This window comes from Mycobacterium scrofulaceum, assembly GCF_002086735.1.
Lineage (GTDB): Bacteria > Actinomycetota > Actinomycetes > Mycobacteriales > Mycobacteriaceae > Mycobacterium > Mycobacterium scrofulaceum.
In genome coordinates, this window is record NZ_MVIJ01000060.1 from 1 (window position 1) to 16081 (window position 16081).

Genomic DNA, 16081 nt, shown 5'->3' on the forward strand with positions numbered 1-16081 from the left:
CGTCCGGTGCGGAGGGCGGGCCGGGGAAACGGGCCAGGAGCAATCCCGGCACCGCGCCCCGGTCCGACCCCTACATCGTCGGCAAGAACCAGCGCTCGGCGATCGGGACCCTGGTCGAGCGCCAGACCCGCCTGATTCGGCTGATGCACCTTCCCACCCGTGACGCCGACTCCCTGCGTATCGCGATCGCCACGACCATGGGTGGCCTGCCATCGAACTTGATCCGATCGATCACCTGGGATCAGGGCATCGAAATGGCCCGACACACCGACATCACCGCAGACCTCGGCGTGCCGGTCTACTTTTGCGACTCCCGCTCGCCGTGGCAGCGCGGCAGCAACGAGAACGCGAACGGGCTGCTACGCCAATATTTCCCCAAGGGCACCAGCCTAAGCACCTACACACCCGACCATCTGCGCGCTGTCGAATACGAGATCAATAACCGCCCCCGCCACACCCTCGAAGACCGCAGTCCCGCCGAACTTTTCACCGCGCTGCTAACCTCACCAGACCATCAACTGTTGCGACGTTGACTAGAAGCCACCCCGCCGTTGACACCCGGGATTGCTTAGTGGTTGTTTGGCTCGGCGGGCTCGGTGCAGGAGGTACCAGATGGTGTAGCTGCGGACCAGCCGTGCGTGTTCGGCGGGATAGTTGGCTAGGTGGCGATCCACCCATGGCTCGATACGTTCGAGGTATTCGTTACGCGGCGTCAATACTGCTGTGCGAACGAGGATTTCACGTACGTAGTTGACATGCCCACCGGGTGGGAGCTGATCGAGTGCGTGGTGAGTGATGGTCTGTCCGGTGCGCGCCAGATTCATGAGGAGCTCCGCGGCGGCGCTCTTGCCGAGCCAGACGGCGACGCTGCGTGGATCATTGGCGTTGGCAAGAGCGTCCGCCAGTGGCTTCAGTTGCGCCGGTATCTGGCCATCCGGCCCGGCTAAGGCGTTGTGCAGTAATTCGGCGGTGTGGCAGCGGCTACATCGATTATGCGCGCGAATACCCGGTTGACCGCAATTGGCGCAGCGGTAGTCGAGCGTGGAGCCAGAACATGGCCCGCAGATTTGGCGCTCGTCGGGGTCAAATCCGATCAGCACCGCCTGCTGGCCGCACGCCGCGCATGGTGACGGGTACATCTTCGCCTTGCGCACGCACGGTGTGCAGACAGGCCCCGCTGGCCAATGGCGGGCTACAACGCGCCGTTGTCGGCAGAACGCGCAGGTGGATTTCGAGTGTGGTGAACGTATCCCGGAATAGGTCCTCGTTGTGATGGCGCGGCAGGTGCCGCACAAGTGCGGGCCGAGGACGCTGCTGCTTTGGCGGCGCCGGGTGGCTCCGCATAATCCGCATACCCACACGGTGCTGGCTTTGGCGTAGCAGTTCGTGCAGATGCGTCCTTCCGATGCCACGTACGGGGCGCGGCGCCGTTGTCCGCATCCCGAGCAGGTGTATAGGCGCGGTGGCGCGCACGTGGGACACAGCACGCCGCCGTCGACGAGTCGACGTGCCCGGGGACGGAGGCGTCCGCAGATGCTACATTCCTTGCGCGACAACGGGTCGCGGCTGTAACAGTTCGTGCACACGGGTCCGTCGGGAAGATTGACGCGTCTGCTGACAGAGGTCTTTGCGCATCGCGCGCACGTGAACGATCGATCGAGATCTCTGCAGCGACCACAAATGCGGCCGGTCGGACCGATCGCGGTCAGAGACACGCGCTGTTGACAATTCGTACAGGCCGGCGGCTTCACCGACGCGTGGCCATCAGCCACCAGTACGTGCGTCAAGCGCATAAGCCCCCGCGGGCAGGACGCGTCCGGGTTGAGCACTCCGTCGCCATGAGCGGCCAGGTACGCGTCGACCTGATTGAGCGTTTTCGGCCGGTCGACACGAGCAGCTTTCAGGAGGCGGTCGGCATCTGCAAGCGATAGGTCGCCAAGAGCGCGGACTACGTGAGCGCGGACTCGATCCCACGCGTCGGGCCTGAAGTTCGCCGATCCTCTCATGAGCTGCGGTCAGGTCGACGCACAGTCGTGCGCCGCACCTTCGGCACCTCCCGCGGTGAGTCCCCGGCCGCCTTCTTCACCGATTGATTGACGGCTTCGATTTCGATCAGGTCGTTGGGCGAGCATTCCAAGATGTCGCACAACGCTGCCAGCACGTCCATTGAGAGCCGTTGGGGAGGCGCAGTGACCAGGCGAAACACTTGCTCTCGCGACAGGACCACGCCACGTTCGGCCAACAGCGGAACCAGATCAGTCGTCTGGTACAGCTCCCGTTGCGCCATCAGCGCCCGCAGCCGCCACTGATAACCCATCTTCTTGATCACGGTTGATCCTCCCCGACGGCAATGCCGCGTTTGGTGAGCGCTTCACGGAGCAAACGGTTGCGGTACTCGTCAGACGTGGCTATAGATCGACGTGGTGCTCGCATAGGAATGTCCGACTTGGTGTTGAATTATCTTGAGCCGCTGGCCTATTCGGGGCTTTGACCTGCGGTGTTTCGTTGTGGACGTTGTCGTCGACGTTTGAGGTGGGGTCATGGGGGAGGCCTTTCAGCAGGGACCGATCGTTATCGAGCTGAGACGTTTCCGGGGGGTGCGGGTTGACGTGGTTTCGGATGCGGTGCGCTGCTGGCCGAGTGCTCGGGCGAGTTGGTCTCGGAGCGTGCGGTTCTCCTCGGCCAATTTCCGGTTGCGCTGGTTGGCGGCTTCGAGCCTGCGTAGCAGTGAGGCGTCCGAGGTTCGTTGCCGCGCGGGGACCGGTGTCGCGGGTGCTCGACGGTGGGCAGCGCGAAGCCGTTCGATCTCAGCTCGGACGTCGGATTGCGCGTAGAGCCAGGACCGAGACACCGCCGCTGCTTGAGCCACGGCCTCGAAGGTGACCGGGCGCCCTTCGGCGTCGAGGGTCCTCAATGCCTGGATCGCCTTGGCTCGGGTGAGTTCGTGGCGTTGTCGGGCGGCGACGATGAGGTGCCGGGTGTTGTCAGCCCGCATCAGCAGAATCCAATTCCTCTGAACCGGAGTCGGTTTCGAGTGTGGTGATGATGGTGTCGAGGTTTCCCAGGACTTGTTGGTTCATCTCGACGAGGCGTAACTGACCGCGCGCCTCGGCAGCGGAGATGATCTGCAGGACTTGCTGACGGTGTTCGTGGTGTTGCGGCAGGAACTCGGGCGTAGTCACGAACATCGGACATGTCAGACAAGCATTGGCATGCGGGCAGGTCTTTTGAACTGGCAGCCCGCAGAAGCCGTTGGGCAATGCTTGGGTCACGCGCCCGAGCCGTTGCTTGGCCCAGTTCGCTTCGGCCAGTGGGCCGTCGGGGTCGATCGCAACGGTTTGGCCCCTGGCATCGACCTTGCGGGCGGACTCCCAGTGCCGGCGGACGGTGGTGTCGTGAAGGCGGGCGTAGTGAGCTGTCATCTCACCGCTGGAGTGATCGAGTAACACCCGTACGACTTCTTGCGGCACGTCCCGGTTGATCAACCGTGTTCCAAAGGTGTGCCGCCATTGGTGCGGAGTCAGATGCACTGGACGGCCGTGCTCGTCGCGGATCTCGCAGCGCGCCAGCCAGTCCCGTAGCTGGCCGCGGTAGGAGGGCGTAGTCAGCGGCCGGCGGCCGTCTGGGTTCATCTTCGGAGCGGCGAACAGCCAGGGGCTGCCGTTGGTCCAGCGGCGCAGGATCCGCTGTTGTTGCTCGGCGATGGCCTGCTCGACTTCCTCGTCGATCGGGACGAGAGCTTCGCGTTTCATCTTGCCGTTGGTGTAGCGCAGATAGGGAGCTCCGTCGCCGCCACGGATGACGCAGTCGAAGGCGATCTTGGTGGCGTCACCGACGCGCAGTCCGCAGCGCATCAGGATGATCGTGAGCAGCCGACTCTCGGGGTTGTTCCATCCGTCGAGGTTCGCGGGCTGTTCGACCTGGGCCATGATGTGCTCGGCCAGCCCGCGGGGCAGGCGTTTCGCGGGTTTGGGGAAGTCGTCGGGATAGAACGCGGCACTCGCGGGCAGGTCGTGGTCCCACTCGTGGCGGCGGATCGCGTCGAGGAACGCACCGAGCGAGCTGATGTCGCGGCTGCGGGAGTGCAGTGCCCGGGGGTCGGTGGACAGGTCGGCCAGGTAGCGCTCCAATACCGCGCGGTTGATGCCGGCCAGGCTGGTGATGTCGACCGGCGGGGACGCCAAGAAGCCGGCCAAACGCGTCACCGCCTGGACGTCGATGTAGGTCTGGTTGGGGCTGCGTCCGATGCTTAACCGCCAGCGGGCGAACCGCTTGGCCAGATCCCGCAGCCACGGTTGCGCAATGCCGTCGAAGCGCAGCCGCTTGCGGCCCTCGACGCCGAGCCGGTGCAGCTCCCACACGTCGCGCGGGAACTCGGCCTCCCACCCGCTGCCGCAGTGCAGGTCCTCCAGACAGCGATAGGCGTAACGCAGAAACGCCAGCTGTCCGTTCTGGCCGTGTTGCGCAGCGTGGTTGGCGTCGAAGAACTCGATCCAACGTGCCATCGGCCAGTCCAGCAGCGAGGCCACCCCACTGGCGGCCGTGAGTGCGATGACAGGACGCGCGACGGCAGCGGGAGTCTTGACCTGGCGTTCATCGTGCCGGCACTGCAGCGCGTACTGCATCTCCAATTTGAGCTGTCGGCGATCACCGAACGGTCGGAAGTCGAACCGGTCGTCGCCATAGGACTCGCAGAGCACGATGAACTCGTCGATGTCGGGACATCCCACCGCTGCCCATCGGGACCGATGATTGACGCAGAACGGCGACCGTCCCTGCGTCCATAGCGTGCAATAGGACAACGCGCAGACGGGATGATCGGGATCATCCACCGGAGCAACGGCAGCCAGCCATACGTCTCGGTCGGCGATGCCGGACCGTTCCCAAAACCCTTGGTGGCGTGGGCATAAACCCCGGCGAGCACCTCCGTACCGGCAGCCCTGGACGGCGCAGACCGTGAGCTCTTTGCGCCCGAGCCCTTCCGGTGCTGCAGTCGTGGCGAACACGTCGATGTCCGGGCGGCCTTCTTGCTGCCAACCGACGTAGTGGCCTTTGCAGAGCCCGCGGGTGCGCGGTTGGCGCACGCAGCCCGGCACCCGGCACGGCGCGGTGTCGAACACCAGCGCACCACGCTCGGGAACGAGGATGTCCACCCGGAACTCCGGTCGAACCGCGGCCACCAGCTTGCGCAGCAAGCCCGGAGCCGCAGCCGACGGTAGCGGCGGGACTGCCGCGGTCACCACTGCACCTCCTGCCCGGTCAGGAAGCCGGCCGCCTCCAGAGCCCGGCGGGCGTCCTCGACGGACAGATGCCCGTAAATGTCCATCGTGGTCGCGATCGAGGAGTGTCCCAGCAGCGTGCTGACGACCTCGATCGGGGTGTTCTGGCGGAGCAAACGCGTGGCGTAGGTGTGCCGATACCAGTGGGGATCGAAGTCGATGCCGGTGCTCCGGCGCAGCCGCAACACCAGGTCGTAGACCGCGGGATAGCCCCACGGGTGCCCGAACGGTTCGCCCCAGAGGTTGACGAACACGTAGTCGGAGTCCAGATCGCCGTATTCGTCGTGCAGGTAGTCGGCGTAGAGGCGGATGAGCTGCGGGCTGATCGGGATGGTGCGCGGTGTCGCCGACTTGGCGCGCGCCCTGTTGTCGTTGGATCGCGGCGCGACCGTCAACTCACCCTCGGCAGCGGCCACGTCCTCGTGACGCAGACCTAGCGCTTCACCAATCCGAATCCCTGTGTCCCACAACAACGCCCACAACAAGCGATCCCGCAGGTGGATGCAGGCATCTAGGATCGCCTGCACCTGACCGGCGGTCAGAATGGTCGGATGCTGACGCGGGGTCCGGAGCTTGATCGTGCGCCGCCGCTCCGGCTGGCCGCTGCTCAGGTGGTAGAGGAACGGCTTCCATCCCGAGCGCCGGCGCCGACCTGGGTGCAGTTCAGTGACCAAGTCGCCGAGGTCGACTCCGTGCCGGGCGTGAAACGTGTAGAGGCCGCTGATCGCCGCCAGCTTCCGGTTGACGGTTCCCGCAGAGCAGTGATGCTCAGCCGAGGGCAACAGCACCACTGCGCCAGCCCGGCCAGCCGGCGGCAGCCGCAGCCAGGACACGAACTCCCCGAGATCCTCCAATCGGACCTCGCGCCAGTTCAGGCTGCGAGCGTCGAGGAAGACGAACCAGTCCTTCAGGTCGTGCGCATAGGCCTTGACCGTGTTCGGGGACCGCTCGATGTCGGTCAGATAGGCCAGGTAGCGCTCGATTGGCTCCACCGAGCCGCCTCCGTCGCCGAGGACCGTCCAGGATTCAAGCGACGAAGTGGGCATCAGTACCCGTTGCACAAGCATCAAACCTCCGTGGAATCTGCGTGATGGACCGCTGCAGATAACCACCTCCGCCACGAAGATCGCCGCCAACGCCACGTGCGTGTTGCACGTCGTGGACACCCCTGTGCGGGCTCGAGAGAACTTGCACGAAGCGCTCCGGGTAATCGAATTCGGTCAGGTGTGTGACGTAGGGTCTGGCGCAGCGAATGCAGGTCCAGCTCCTGCGGCAACCCCGCGGCGTCACGCGCAGCCACAAAGGCCTCGTTCGCGGCGCGTCTGGAGAGACGGCCGCAACGTTCGGTGACCCATAACGCCGGATGCCGGCCCGCTCGAAAGCATGGACGAACCTCCTCCAGGTAGGACTCGAAAACCTGGACAATCCAGTCCATTTCCGGCACCGTCAGCACGACGCGTCGCTTCGGCGAACTACCGCGGGACGCTTTTCCGAATCGGACGAATACGCCGCCAAAACGCCCGTAGGACGGTAGCTTTGGATTCGATCTCAGATCCACCAGGTCTAGCCCCACCGCCTCTTGGCGCCGCAAGCCTTCTCCGGGGGTCTGCGACCTGTTGCATGACGTCGCTCGTAGTGGGTGATCTGGTGGGCGGTGCGGCGTTTCTCCGTGGGTGTGGTGCTCGTGGCTGGTAGTCGTTTCTGACTGTCGACTTGAAAGCGAGGGCCCATGCGAGCGTTTCCGGTGAGTTTGCCGTCCGGGCAACGGTATTGGACGGTGCTGGATGAGGATCTGCAGGTAGTCGGCATCGCCGATGAGTATCTGCGGCATCAGCGGTTCGGCCGCGACGGCGCGGAATCCACGACGAAGGCGTATGCACACGCGATCGCGTTGTTCCTGCGCTGGTGCGCCAGGACGGGCCGGTCCTGGCAGGCCGGTGTCGAGCAGTTCGCGTTGTTCATGACGTGGCTGGCCCATGCCGGACCGCTGGCCAGCGGGCGTCGATGACGTCGCTTCGGGAGTGGTGTTGGCCGGTCCGGGGGCCGCCCCGGCGCGGGGCCCATCGCGGATCAACGGGGTGCTCACCGCGGTGCGGGGGATGGTGGTGCACGCGGTCGCGACCGGCAACGGCTCGGCGGGTTTGGTGTCGATGCTGTACGAGGTGGCCGATGACCGAGACCTGCCGGCGGAAGCCCGCAACGACGATGGCCACCTGGCATGGCGGATGCGGGCCCGGCACCGGTTGCGGGAACCGGAAACGACGATCGATCGGGCCAGCGATGAGCAGATCGTCGCGCTGCTGCGGGCCTGCCGGTCCACGCGGGACAAGCTGATCGTGCTGCTGATGGCCAGGGGCGGGCTGCGTCGGGGCGAGGTGTGCGGGCTGCGGCGCAGTGATGTGCACCTGCTGGTGGATTCGCGCCGGTTGGGATGCGAGGTCGCTCGGGCGCATCTGCATGTGGTGCGCCGAGACGACAACCCGAACGGGGCGTGGGCCAAATCGCGCCGACAGCGGGTGGTGCCGCTGGATTTCCTTGTCGTGCAAGCATTCGACGTCTACGAGTTCGAGCGCATGCGAGTTCCGGCCGCGGCGGGTAGTGATTTCGTGTTCGTCAACCTGTTCCGCGGCCGCGTCGGCGCGCCGATGCGGCCCGACGCGATCGGCGAGCTGATGGCAGCGGTCTCCCGCCGGGCCGGATTGGACACCCCGGTCCGCCCGCACCAGCTGCGACACGCCTACGGCAGCAACGTCGTCGACGCCGGGGCCGGTATCGACGTGGTCGCTGATTTGCTCGGACACGCGGCTGTCTCCTCGTCCCAGATCTACCTGCATCCGGACGCATCTCGACTGCGGGCCGCGGTGGACGCGGTGCCCAGCCCCCGCGAACAGACCGGAGCGAGCCGGTGACCGCCGTGACGTCGGCCAGGACGATCCCGGGCGATGAGGAATCCTGCAAGTTCGCGCATGTGTTGGACGGGGCCGCCCTGAGTGGCGCGGCCACGCACCTGGCCAGGGCGCTGGACCAAGGACTGCTTGACGAGGCCGGATGGGATCCGGTGACCCGGGTGCTGTACTTGCCCGCGCAGCATCGGCTGCTCGGCCGGAAGGTGTGCCGGGTGGAACGATGCGTCGGAACCGTCCACAACGACGCCCCCGAGATCTGCCACCGATGTTTCACCAGGCTGACCGGCATGGGCATGAGCGTCGAGGACATCGCCGCTGCCGAAAGCCTGCCCGCCGCACCGGTTCCCGCGGAACGCTGCGCCGTCCCGCAGTGCCGGTGCACGCCGACGGTGCGGGACGCGGTGATGTGTGAACCGCACGCCCAACAGTTCCGGGGCAGGCGCATCCCGATCTCGCTGGAACAGTTCGTGAGCGATCCGCGAGTGCGGCCAAGGCCGCCGCTGCCGGCATGCCTGGTGCCGGCGTGCACCCGCACGGCCGACGGCGCGATCGGCTACTGCACGACCCACTATCAGCGATGGAGCGTGGACCAGCAAGAGCATGCCGAACTCGATGAACAGTGGTGGCGGGTCCGGGAATCGGGCGTGGCCGAGCCGGGGCAGGTCAACCTGCGGGCGCTGCCTTCCCTGGTAGTTGTGGAAGTGCTGACGGGCTTGCAGACCCGTGTTAGGGATGGCTTGCGGCTCACCGACGTTGTGCTGCGAGCGGTCTGCGACACGCTGCGTCGCCACCAGGTCGGCTCGATCCACGACTGCGATCCGGGCCTGGCTCCCGGCAAGCGTGCACGCTCGGTGCTGGCCTCGTTCGCCCGCGACGCCCGCCGCGTGTTGGCCGATCCGGGTGTCGAGCAGGATAAGGACCGCTGGGATCTGGCGATCTTCGGTACCCCGGCACGCTGTCGTTCACCAAGATCACCCAGCCCTGGCTGGCCGGGGCCGCGAAGCGGTGGGCTGCCGAGCAACTGCCCCAGCACCGCGGCAGCGGCGCCTCTCGCGTTCGCGGCAAGATCAACAGCATCGGGCTGCTGTCCGAGCACTTGCATCGCCGACCCGATCACGGGCTTGACCCGACCGCGCTGGGCCGGACCGACTTGGAGGGATTCCTCAACCGGCTCGGCCATCTGGAGTTCACCGGCCAGATCGGTCGCTACCGCCGCAACATGATCTGCCGTGACATGCGGCAGGTGTTGGCCGGGATCCGATCCCTGGGGCTGACGAGAACCGGACGGCCGGCGGCCGGGTTGCCCGGCGACTGCGCCATCGAACGCGCCGACATCCCCGCCGACCCCGAACGCGGCGAGCCCGGCCGATGCCTGCCACCGGAGATCATGGCCGTCCTGTGCGCCAACCTCGACTCCCTCGAACCCGTCGAGGTCAGGGTCGCCACCCAGATCGGCATCGACACCGGCCGCCGCCCCGAGGACATCCTCAATCTGCCGCTGGATTGCCTGGCCCGCGACAAAGACGGCGGCGACGTACTGGTCTACGACAACATCAAAGCCAACCGGCTCGGCCGACGGCTGCCGATCAGCACGGCCACCGCCGCGGTGATCACCGGCCAACAACAACGAATCCGTCAACGCTTCCCCCACACCCTGGCCGCGAAGCTGAAGCTGCTGCCCACGCCCTATCGAAATCCCGACGGGCACAAGGCAATCAGCAGAACCACCCTGCAGGCGCGCCACCGCGACTGGGTGGCCGACCTGCCGACACTGCGCACCCGCGATGGAGTCGAGTTTGACATGACCAAGATCGTGCCCTACGCCTACCGGCACATTGTCCCCGCTTAGTTCCCGTGTTGCGATTGGCCTGAAAGGCCCGGGCGTGCTCGGCGTTTCTGCTTTGGTGAGGCCGTGTGGTGTTTGTATGGTCTCCAGTCGTGATCTTGAGCTTTTTCTCGTCGCAGGGCTGGCAGTCCTGGGGTGTCGAGCACCGGCCGGTGATCCCAGAGGGGATGCCGGTGCTGATCGATGACGACTTGCTGTTCGAGGACGGCCCGGCCGTGCCGCGGCCGACGACGGTGATCAATCGGTGGTTGCGGCTGCTTCCGGCCAGCGGGGCTCCGGCGCCGAGTTCGTGGGAGAACTACGCGCGGGCGGTCAAGGAATGGACGGAATTCCTCGCCGAACACGGTGTGGGCCTGTTCGATTCGCGAGACCGGCTCAAGGCAGGGCTGAGCCGATACGCCGAGCACCGCGCCGCCGGAGCAATCCGGGCGAGATTCGCGGCGACCACGTGGGCGCAGCACATGAGCATCCTGTCGCTGTTCTACCGGTGGGCGATGGACGAGGGATACGCCGAGGCGGAGCCGTTCACCTACCGATCCGCGCGAGCGGTCTTCGCCGGCACCGGCCGCGATGTCCGGGTGAACTTGGCGGTGCGCCGCACCCCGAAACCGCATGTGACCATCAAGTATTTGGAGCCGGACTTCACCGACCTGTTCCGGAAGGGGTTGCGCGGTTTGGCGCCGGATGGCACCCGCGACACCGGGTTCGCGGGCCGGGAGATGACCCGCAACGCCGCGATCGGGGACCTCGCGCTGGCGACCGGGTTGCGGCTGGGCGAGTTCACACATCTGCTGCCGTGGGAAATCCCGGCTCTGCCGCCGGCGCCGACGGTGATCCCGATCCCGTTTCCGGTGCCTGCGGGAATCACCAAGGGCCGCAAGTTCAGAACCACCTGGATCTCCTACGACGCCTTGGCCGGGCTGCACGACTACCTGCAGCTCGACCGCGCTGCCGTCACCGACGGATCGGCCTGGCGGCCACCACGACGCCGGGGCGAACCGCTGCAGGTCACCGAACCGGACGCCCGTGGCGGCCGGATCAACGGCGTCCGCCGGTCCTGGGAGTCGCTCACCCCGGCCGAGCGACGGCGGCTGGTGGCACCCGAGGGCGGGTCGTGCCTGCTAGCGGTGAAGGGTGATGGTGGCCCGTTCACGGCGTGGGCGACGGTGTTCGAACGCACCTCCGACCGGATCCGCGCACGGTTCGAACCACGGTTCCCGCACGTCCACCCGCACCGACTCCGCCACTCGTTCTCGATGCAGACGCTGGAATATCTGGTGACCGGCTATTACCGACAGGCAGCGAAGCTGGTATGCGACACCGACGCCGACGCAGCGCTGGTGTTCTACCTGACCAAGGCCGACCCGCTGCTGGTGCTGCGCGATTTGCTCGGGCATTCCACGGTTCTGACGACCGAGAAATACCTGAAACGTCTTGATACGACGCGGATTTACCGGCAAGCCTACGAAACCGCCGGAGCCGCAGCGGGACTCACCGAGGATACCGCCGCACAGCGGGAAGCCGACGCCGAGTTCGACGACGACACCGAAGAGGAGCTGTGATGCCGACGACGGTGCTCGATGATCCGCTGCGTTTGGCCTGCGTGTTCAGCGACGGCAGCAGAGCTGCATTCGATCTCACGGGGTTGCCGAACCCCGGGTTGGTGCGTGATCTGGCCACCGGGTTGGTGGAGCTGATCCATCCTCACGGCAGCGTCGATACTGCTGGCACCGTCGACCAGTACGTGCGTGGGTTGCACAGGATGGTGCGAACACTTTCTGATCAGGGTTTCACCGGCGGTGTCGGCGATCTGCGGCGCGGACAGCTGGCGCAGTTCTGGATGGCGGGCCCGAACTGGCTGGAGGCGCTGACTCGGTACTTGGTGGAAGGTTATGCGCGATCCGGCGGCCGTCTCGGCGAGGGGGTGCTGGAGCTGGCCGCAGGGCGGCACTTCAACATTCAGCGCAATCGGCGCCCGTTGCCGCCCTATTCCGAGGGCGCATGGCAGCGGCTGACCATGGCCTGCCGACAGCAGGTCGACGACTCCTACGCGGCACATCGGCGCGCGCTGGCGTCCGCCGCCGGAGGGCGGCATCCGGGCACGGGTGCGTGGACTCATCAGAACTTCTGCTGGCTGTTGTCGACACTCGGCCCGCTTGGCAGCAGCGAAGCTGCTGAGGAAATTGGCATGTCCATCAACGTTTTCCGTCATCGAGGAGTCATCGCTGTCTTCCACGAGGCTGCGCTGGCGATGTTCCCGCATCTCGAGGTCGTGATCGCCTACCGGCTGCTGTTCGGGATCTATTCCGGCATCGTCCCCGACGGCATCGCCGACTTGGACATCGGGGACATCGACTGGGCCGGGGATTCGACTGTTCTGCTGTCCTATATCAAACGGCGCACCGCCGCCGAGAGCGCGACGTTGCCGCGGCCGGCGGTGCGGTTGCTCGAGCAGTGGCTGGCGCACTCGGCGCTGTTGCGCAGCTTCGTGCCGCCGGACGAGCGCACCACGCTGTGGTTGGGGATGAGCCAGCCCGGCTACTCCCGCCGCCTCGATGACGTGAACCGGTCCGCGATTGGCCGGTGGATGCGCCGCCATGGCATCGTCGGCGACGACGGTCAGCCGATGAAACTGCACCGGTCCCGCATCCGCACCACCCATCACGCGATGCGGGACAAGAAGTCCTGGACCGGGAATGCGCGCGCCACGATCGACCCGAACCACACGCCCGCGGTCGAGGGTGACCACTACCTGTCGGCGACGACTCCCGGTCAACGCCACGCCGTCGAGACGATCATCGCCGACGCCCAGCACGACATCCTCCGCCGCGCGCACCCTCCGGCCGTGATCACCGAGGAAGACGCGGCGGCGCTCGCCGAGGGTTACCCGCAGCTGCTGGCGGTGATGAAGCTCGACGAAGGCGTGCTCGCCGAGCTGGTCGGTGGCGCGCGGGATGTGTTCACCGCAGCCTGCGCCGATCAGCTGGCCGGGTTACACGGGCCGGCAGGCAAACCATGCCCGGCACGTCCCTGGGTCTGCCTGCTCTGCCCGCTGGCGGTGTTCGCTCCGCGGCACGCAGTGAACCTGCTGCGGCTCAAGGCATTCTTCTCGCGCCAGTGGCAGCAGATGCCCGCCGCCCACTTCATGACCGTCTTCGGCCCCTACGCCGCCCGGATCGACCAGATCCTCGACCGCTTCGACCCCGCCGAACTCGCTGTCGCAGCCGCACGCGTCACCGACAGCGACGACGAAATCCCCTTGCGCCCAGAGGAACGCACCGCATGACGAGCACAATCGCGACCGCAGCACCCGGCGTTCAACCACGGTCGCCGTTCACCGGCGCGGACATCTGCCGCGACGCCGGGCTCACGCTGCCGGGCGGCACGCCACGACCGGTATTCGACGACGACCTGTGGGATTTCACCGACGTGGTCGGGCTCCCGGTCCAAATGGCCCTTTACCGACGCCGATTCGACTTCACCACCATCACCGACACCCGCTGGCGGCTGGTCGCCAAGGAGCTGATCCTGGCGCTGCTGGCCCCGAATCACAATGCCGTGGTCCGTCTGCCACGCGCCTACCGCACCCCACTGCATCTGACCAGCTGCTACAGCCGCCTCTACGAGGCCGGCAAGTTCTTCGGCTGGCTCGATCAGCGGGGCATCACTGCCCTCACCGAGCTCGACACCCACCTCTGCGAGGAATACCTGGCGTTCCGACGCTACGTGATCGACCCCGACGGCGTCATCGTTGGCGAGCAGAGCCCAGGCGTCCGGCGCGCAGCCGCGCAGATGATCGTCGATCTGGTCGACTACCGTGACCTGTTCACCGCCGACCGGGTTCCGGCCGATCTGCGCCCCTGGGGCGGCGCAACAGCATCCGCGGTCGCCGAAATGCCTTCTGGTCGCGACGGAAACAAGACACCTGCCGTTCCTGCCGAAGTGCTGCAGCCGATGCTGGCCGCGGCCCTGCACCTGGTGCAGATCCTCGGCCCGCACGTTGTCGAGCTGAACGAGCAGATCCGCAAGATCGACCGTGTCTGGGCTACCGGAGCCCCCGGGCTTCGTCACGGCTCCCCGGCGATGGTCAGCGACATCACGATGCTGCTGGCCGACCACAGGGCGACCGACACACCGCTGCCGATGCTCGAAGAACACGACGTCAACCGCAGACTCAAGGCTGGCTGGGACGCGAACGACCCGCTGCTGCCGGTCTCCACCGGGACCCTGGCGCGGCAGGCCGGATACGTCCAGTTCTGGGCGAAATGGATGCCCACACTGCGCAAACCGCTGATCGACACCCTCAACACCGTCGGAGTCGAGAAGATCTTCGGCCGCAACGCCGCCGAAGTCCCGGCCGCCGATGGTGCGACCTTGCTGCCTTGGACACTGCCAGTGCACCGGTCCGAAGCGGTCGCCATGGTCGGCATCGCCCGCACCGCAGCGATCGTTGTCCTGGCTGGCGCGTCCGGAATGCGGGCCAGTGAGCTGATGGAACTGCGGGTCGGCTGCCGCCCGGTCGAGGAACCGATCTCCGGCCTGAAGTGCTATCGCATCGCCAGCAAAATCATCAAAGGTCAGGGCCTCGGCGGCACCGACGACGAATGGGTCGTCATCGAACCGGTCCACCGCGCGATCGAACTCATCGAGCAGCTCCACGACGACCCGCGTGACGGTGTTCTCCTGCTGTCCCGGTTCAGCTTCCGAGTCCGCTACCTCTGGTTCCGCGCCTGGGTGAATTCCCCGGCCGGAGCCCGTCTCGGACTCGTCCCGATCCCCGACGAACCAGTAGCACTGCGTATGCTCAGAAGAACGGTTGCCCTGGAGATGGCTTACCGGCCTGGCGGTGTCCTCGCCGCAAAACTGCACCTCAAACATATCGCCGCGGCGACAACGGAAGGCTACGCGGCTCGACCGGGCGGCGCTCAAGCAGAGTTGCTGGCCGAGGTCAACAAGCTCGAGGCCGACCACATACTCAAGCTCGTGCTGGCCGAGTTCCGCAACTACCAGCAAGGCATCCTGCCCGCCGGACCCGGCGCCCGCAGCCTGACCGAATTCTTCGCCACCATCGACACCGACCCGAACACCAAAGCCACTGCGGCGCCGAAGATCCAGCGCAACGACCGCGACATCCTCAACCTGCTGTCCAAACGCGCCACGGCGCTGCACCTCGGCCCAGCGAACTACTGCTGGTTCACCGACCCCTCCCGCGCGCTCTGCCTGAAACTTGCAGGCACCCTGACCGCGGACCGGCCGATGATCGGCATGTGTGACTCCGCACGCTGCCCGCAGGCCACCCACCACCAGCACCACCGGCCCGTCTGGGCCGAGCACGCCGAACGCACCAAAACCTTCCTCGGCCAACTCGGCAAAACCCGAACCGCCGAACGCGCTCGTCTGCAGGCCGACTACGACCGCGCCGTCCAGGTCATCACCAGCATCGACACTGCCACAGGAACCAGCGCACCCGAGGAACAGGCATGAGAATCACTGCCGCCCAACGCATCCACAACGAGAACCGCATCCGCGCCGCCATGGACCGGCTTCTGCGCGGCGAGATCTCACCCGGCGGCAACTGCGATATCAAGACCCTCGCACTATCAGCCGGGGTCGACCGCACCGCCTTCTACGGCACCCGGCCCTACGCACACCTACGCGCCGAATTCGAGCACCGCCTCCAGCAGCTTCAGCAGGCCGGAGAAACCCCGGACCCGAAAACCGCACAGATCGAACGCCTCAAGACGGAGGTCGAGAAGCTGAAAAACAACCTCGCCCACGTCAACTCGACAATCCAGGAGCTCACCAACTTCCGAAGCCAGGCCCTGGCCCGGATCGCTGCCCAGCACGACGAGATCCTTCGGCTCCGCACGGCCAACGACCCGGCGGCAGGCATCACCCGCCTCGCGTCGAATCGCCCGAAATACCAGCAGAGGGTAATGGGACCATGCTGACCGACCCGGCAGTGACGTCCATCACAATCGGTTTCGCGTTATCGCCACACGAACGGCGATCAGCGTCACGAACTCCACGCCGAGAATCGGCCACGTCAA

At 66.3% G+C, this 16081-nt stretch carries 14 protein-coding genes and 1 pseudogene; 9 read left to right on the plus strand and 6 right to left on the minus strand.

Going from position 1 to position 16081, the window contains the following annotated elements; genetic code table 11:
* Positions 1–533, plus strand: a 533-nt coding sequence (locus tag BST44_RS25285; protein WP_244184941.1) for an IS30 family transposase, incomplete at its 5' end; no start/stop codon positions are given.
* On the opposite strand, the gene BST44_RS29810 is transcribed toward BST44_RS25285, so the two are convergent.
* The 6 genes and pseudogenes from BST44_RS29810 to BST44_RS31105 all read right to left on the minus strand — a co-directional run.
* Positions 534–1154, minus strand: a complete 621-nt coding sequence (locus tag BST44_RS29810; protein ID WP_007172196.1) for a hypothetical protein — start codon at positions 1152–1154, stop codon at positions 534–536.
* A gap of 848 nt (positions 1155–2002) precedes the next feature.
* The gene (locus BST44_RS25295; RefSeq protein ID WP_007172195.1) at positions 2003–2329 is read right to left on the minus strand and encodes a helix-turn-helix domain-containing protein; all 327 of its coding nucleotides are present in this window, start codon (positions 2327–2329) and stop codon (positions 2003–2005) included.
* Between the two features lie 225 nt (positions 2330–2554).
* A complete protein-coding gene (locus BST44_RS25300) occupies positions 2555–2995 on the minus strand; it encodes a DUF6262 family protein (protein WP_007172194.1) in 441 nt (146 codons plus the stop codon).
* Entirely contained in the window at positions 2985–5240 is a 2256-nt protein-coding gene (locus BST44_RS25305; protein WP_007172193.1) for a tyrosine-type recombinase/integrase, read from the minus strand. Before BST44_RS25305 ends, BST44_RS25300 begins: the two co-directional genes overlap by 11 nt.
* Positions 5237–6346 (minus strand): tyrosine-type recombinase/integrase, encoded by a 1110-nt coding sequence (locus tag BST44_RS25310; protein ID WP_007172192.1) that lies wholly within the window; start codon positions 6344–6346, stop codon positions 5237–5239. The genes BST44_RS25305 and BST44_RS25310 overlap by 4 nt, the downstream gene beginning before the upstream one ends.
* Positions 6306–6873: pseudogene (locus BST44_RS31105) on the minus strand (tyrosine-type recombinase/integrase); the annotation flags it as partial. The gene BST44_RS25310 and the pseudogene BST44_RS31105, both read right to left, overlap by 41 nt.
* Positions 6874–7023: 150 nt before the next feature.
* Between BST44_RS31105 and BST44_RS31110 the strand changes: the two are divergent.
* From BST44_RS31110 to BST44_RS25350, 8 genes are all read left to right on the plus strand, one after another.
* On the plus strand, positions 7024–7287 hold the full coding sequence (locus tag BST44_RS31110) for a site-specific integrase (protein WP_225325868.1): 264 nt from the start codon (positions 7024–7026) through the stop codon (positions 7285–7287).
* The gene (locus tag BST44_RS25320; protein ID WP_007172190.1) at positions 7256–8188 is read left to right on the plus strand and encodes a tyrosine-type recombinase/integrase; all 933 of its coding nucleotides are present in this window, start codon (positions 7256–7258) and stop codon (positions 8186–8188) included. Before BST44_RS31110 ends, BST44_RS25320 begins: the two co-directional genes overlap by 32 nt.
* Positions 8185–9408, plus strand: coding sequence for a hypothetical protein (locus BST44_RS25325; RefSeq protein ID WP_007172189.1), 1224 nt, complete (start codon positions 8185–8187; stop codon positions 9406–9408). The genes BST44_RS25320 and BST44_RS25325 overlap by 4 nt, the downstream gene beginning before the upstream one ends.
* On the plus strand, positions 9405–10034 hold the full coding sequence (locus BST44_RS31115) for a hypothetical protein (protein WP_007172188.1): 630 nt from the start codon (positions 9405–9407) through the stop codon (positions 10032–10034). The genes BST44_RS25325 and BST44_RS31115 overlap by 4 nt, the downstream gene beginning before the upstream one ends.
* An 89-nt stretch (positions 10035–10123) precedes the next feature.
* Positions 10124–11593, plus strand: a complete 1470-nt coding sequence (locus BST44_RS25335; RefSeq protein ID WP_162839945.1) for a tyrosine-type recombinase/integrase — start codon at positions 10124–10126, stop codon at positions 11591–11593.
* Positions 11593–13317, plus strand: coding sequence for a hypothetical protein (locus BST44_RS25340; RefSeq protein WP_007172186.1), 1725 nt, complete (start codon positions 11593–11595; stop codon positions 13315–13317). The genes BST44_RS25335 and BST44_RS25340 overlap by 1 nt, the downstream gene beginning before the upstream one ends.
* Positions 13314–15515: a site-specific integrase gene (locus tag BST44_RS25345; RefSeq protein ID WP_047324007.1), complete on the plus strand. Its 2202-nt coding sequence runs from the start codon at positions 13314–13316 to the stop codon at positions 15513–15515. The genes BST44_RS25340 and BST44_RS25345 overlap by 4 nt, the downstream gene beginning before the upstream one ends.
* Entirely contained in the window at positions 15512–15982 is a 471-nt protein-coding gene (locus BST44_RS25350; RefSeq protein ID WP_007172184.1) for a hypothetical protein, read from the plus strand. The genes BST44_RS25345 and BST44_RS25350 overlap by 4 nt, the downstream gene beginning before the upstream one ends.
* The last annotated feature ends 99 nt before the right edge of the window (positions 15983–16081 follow it).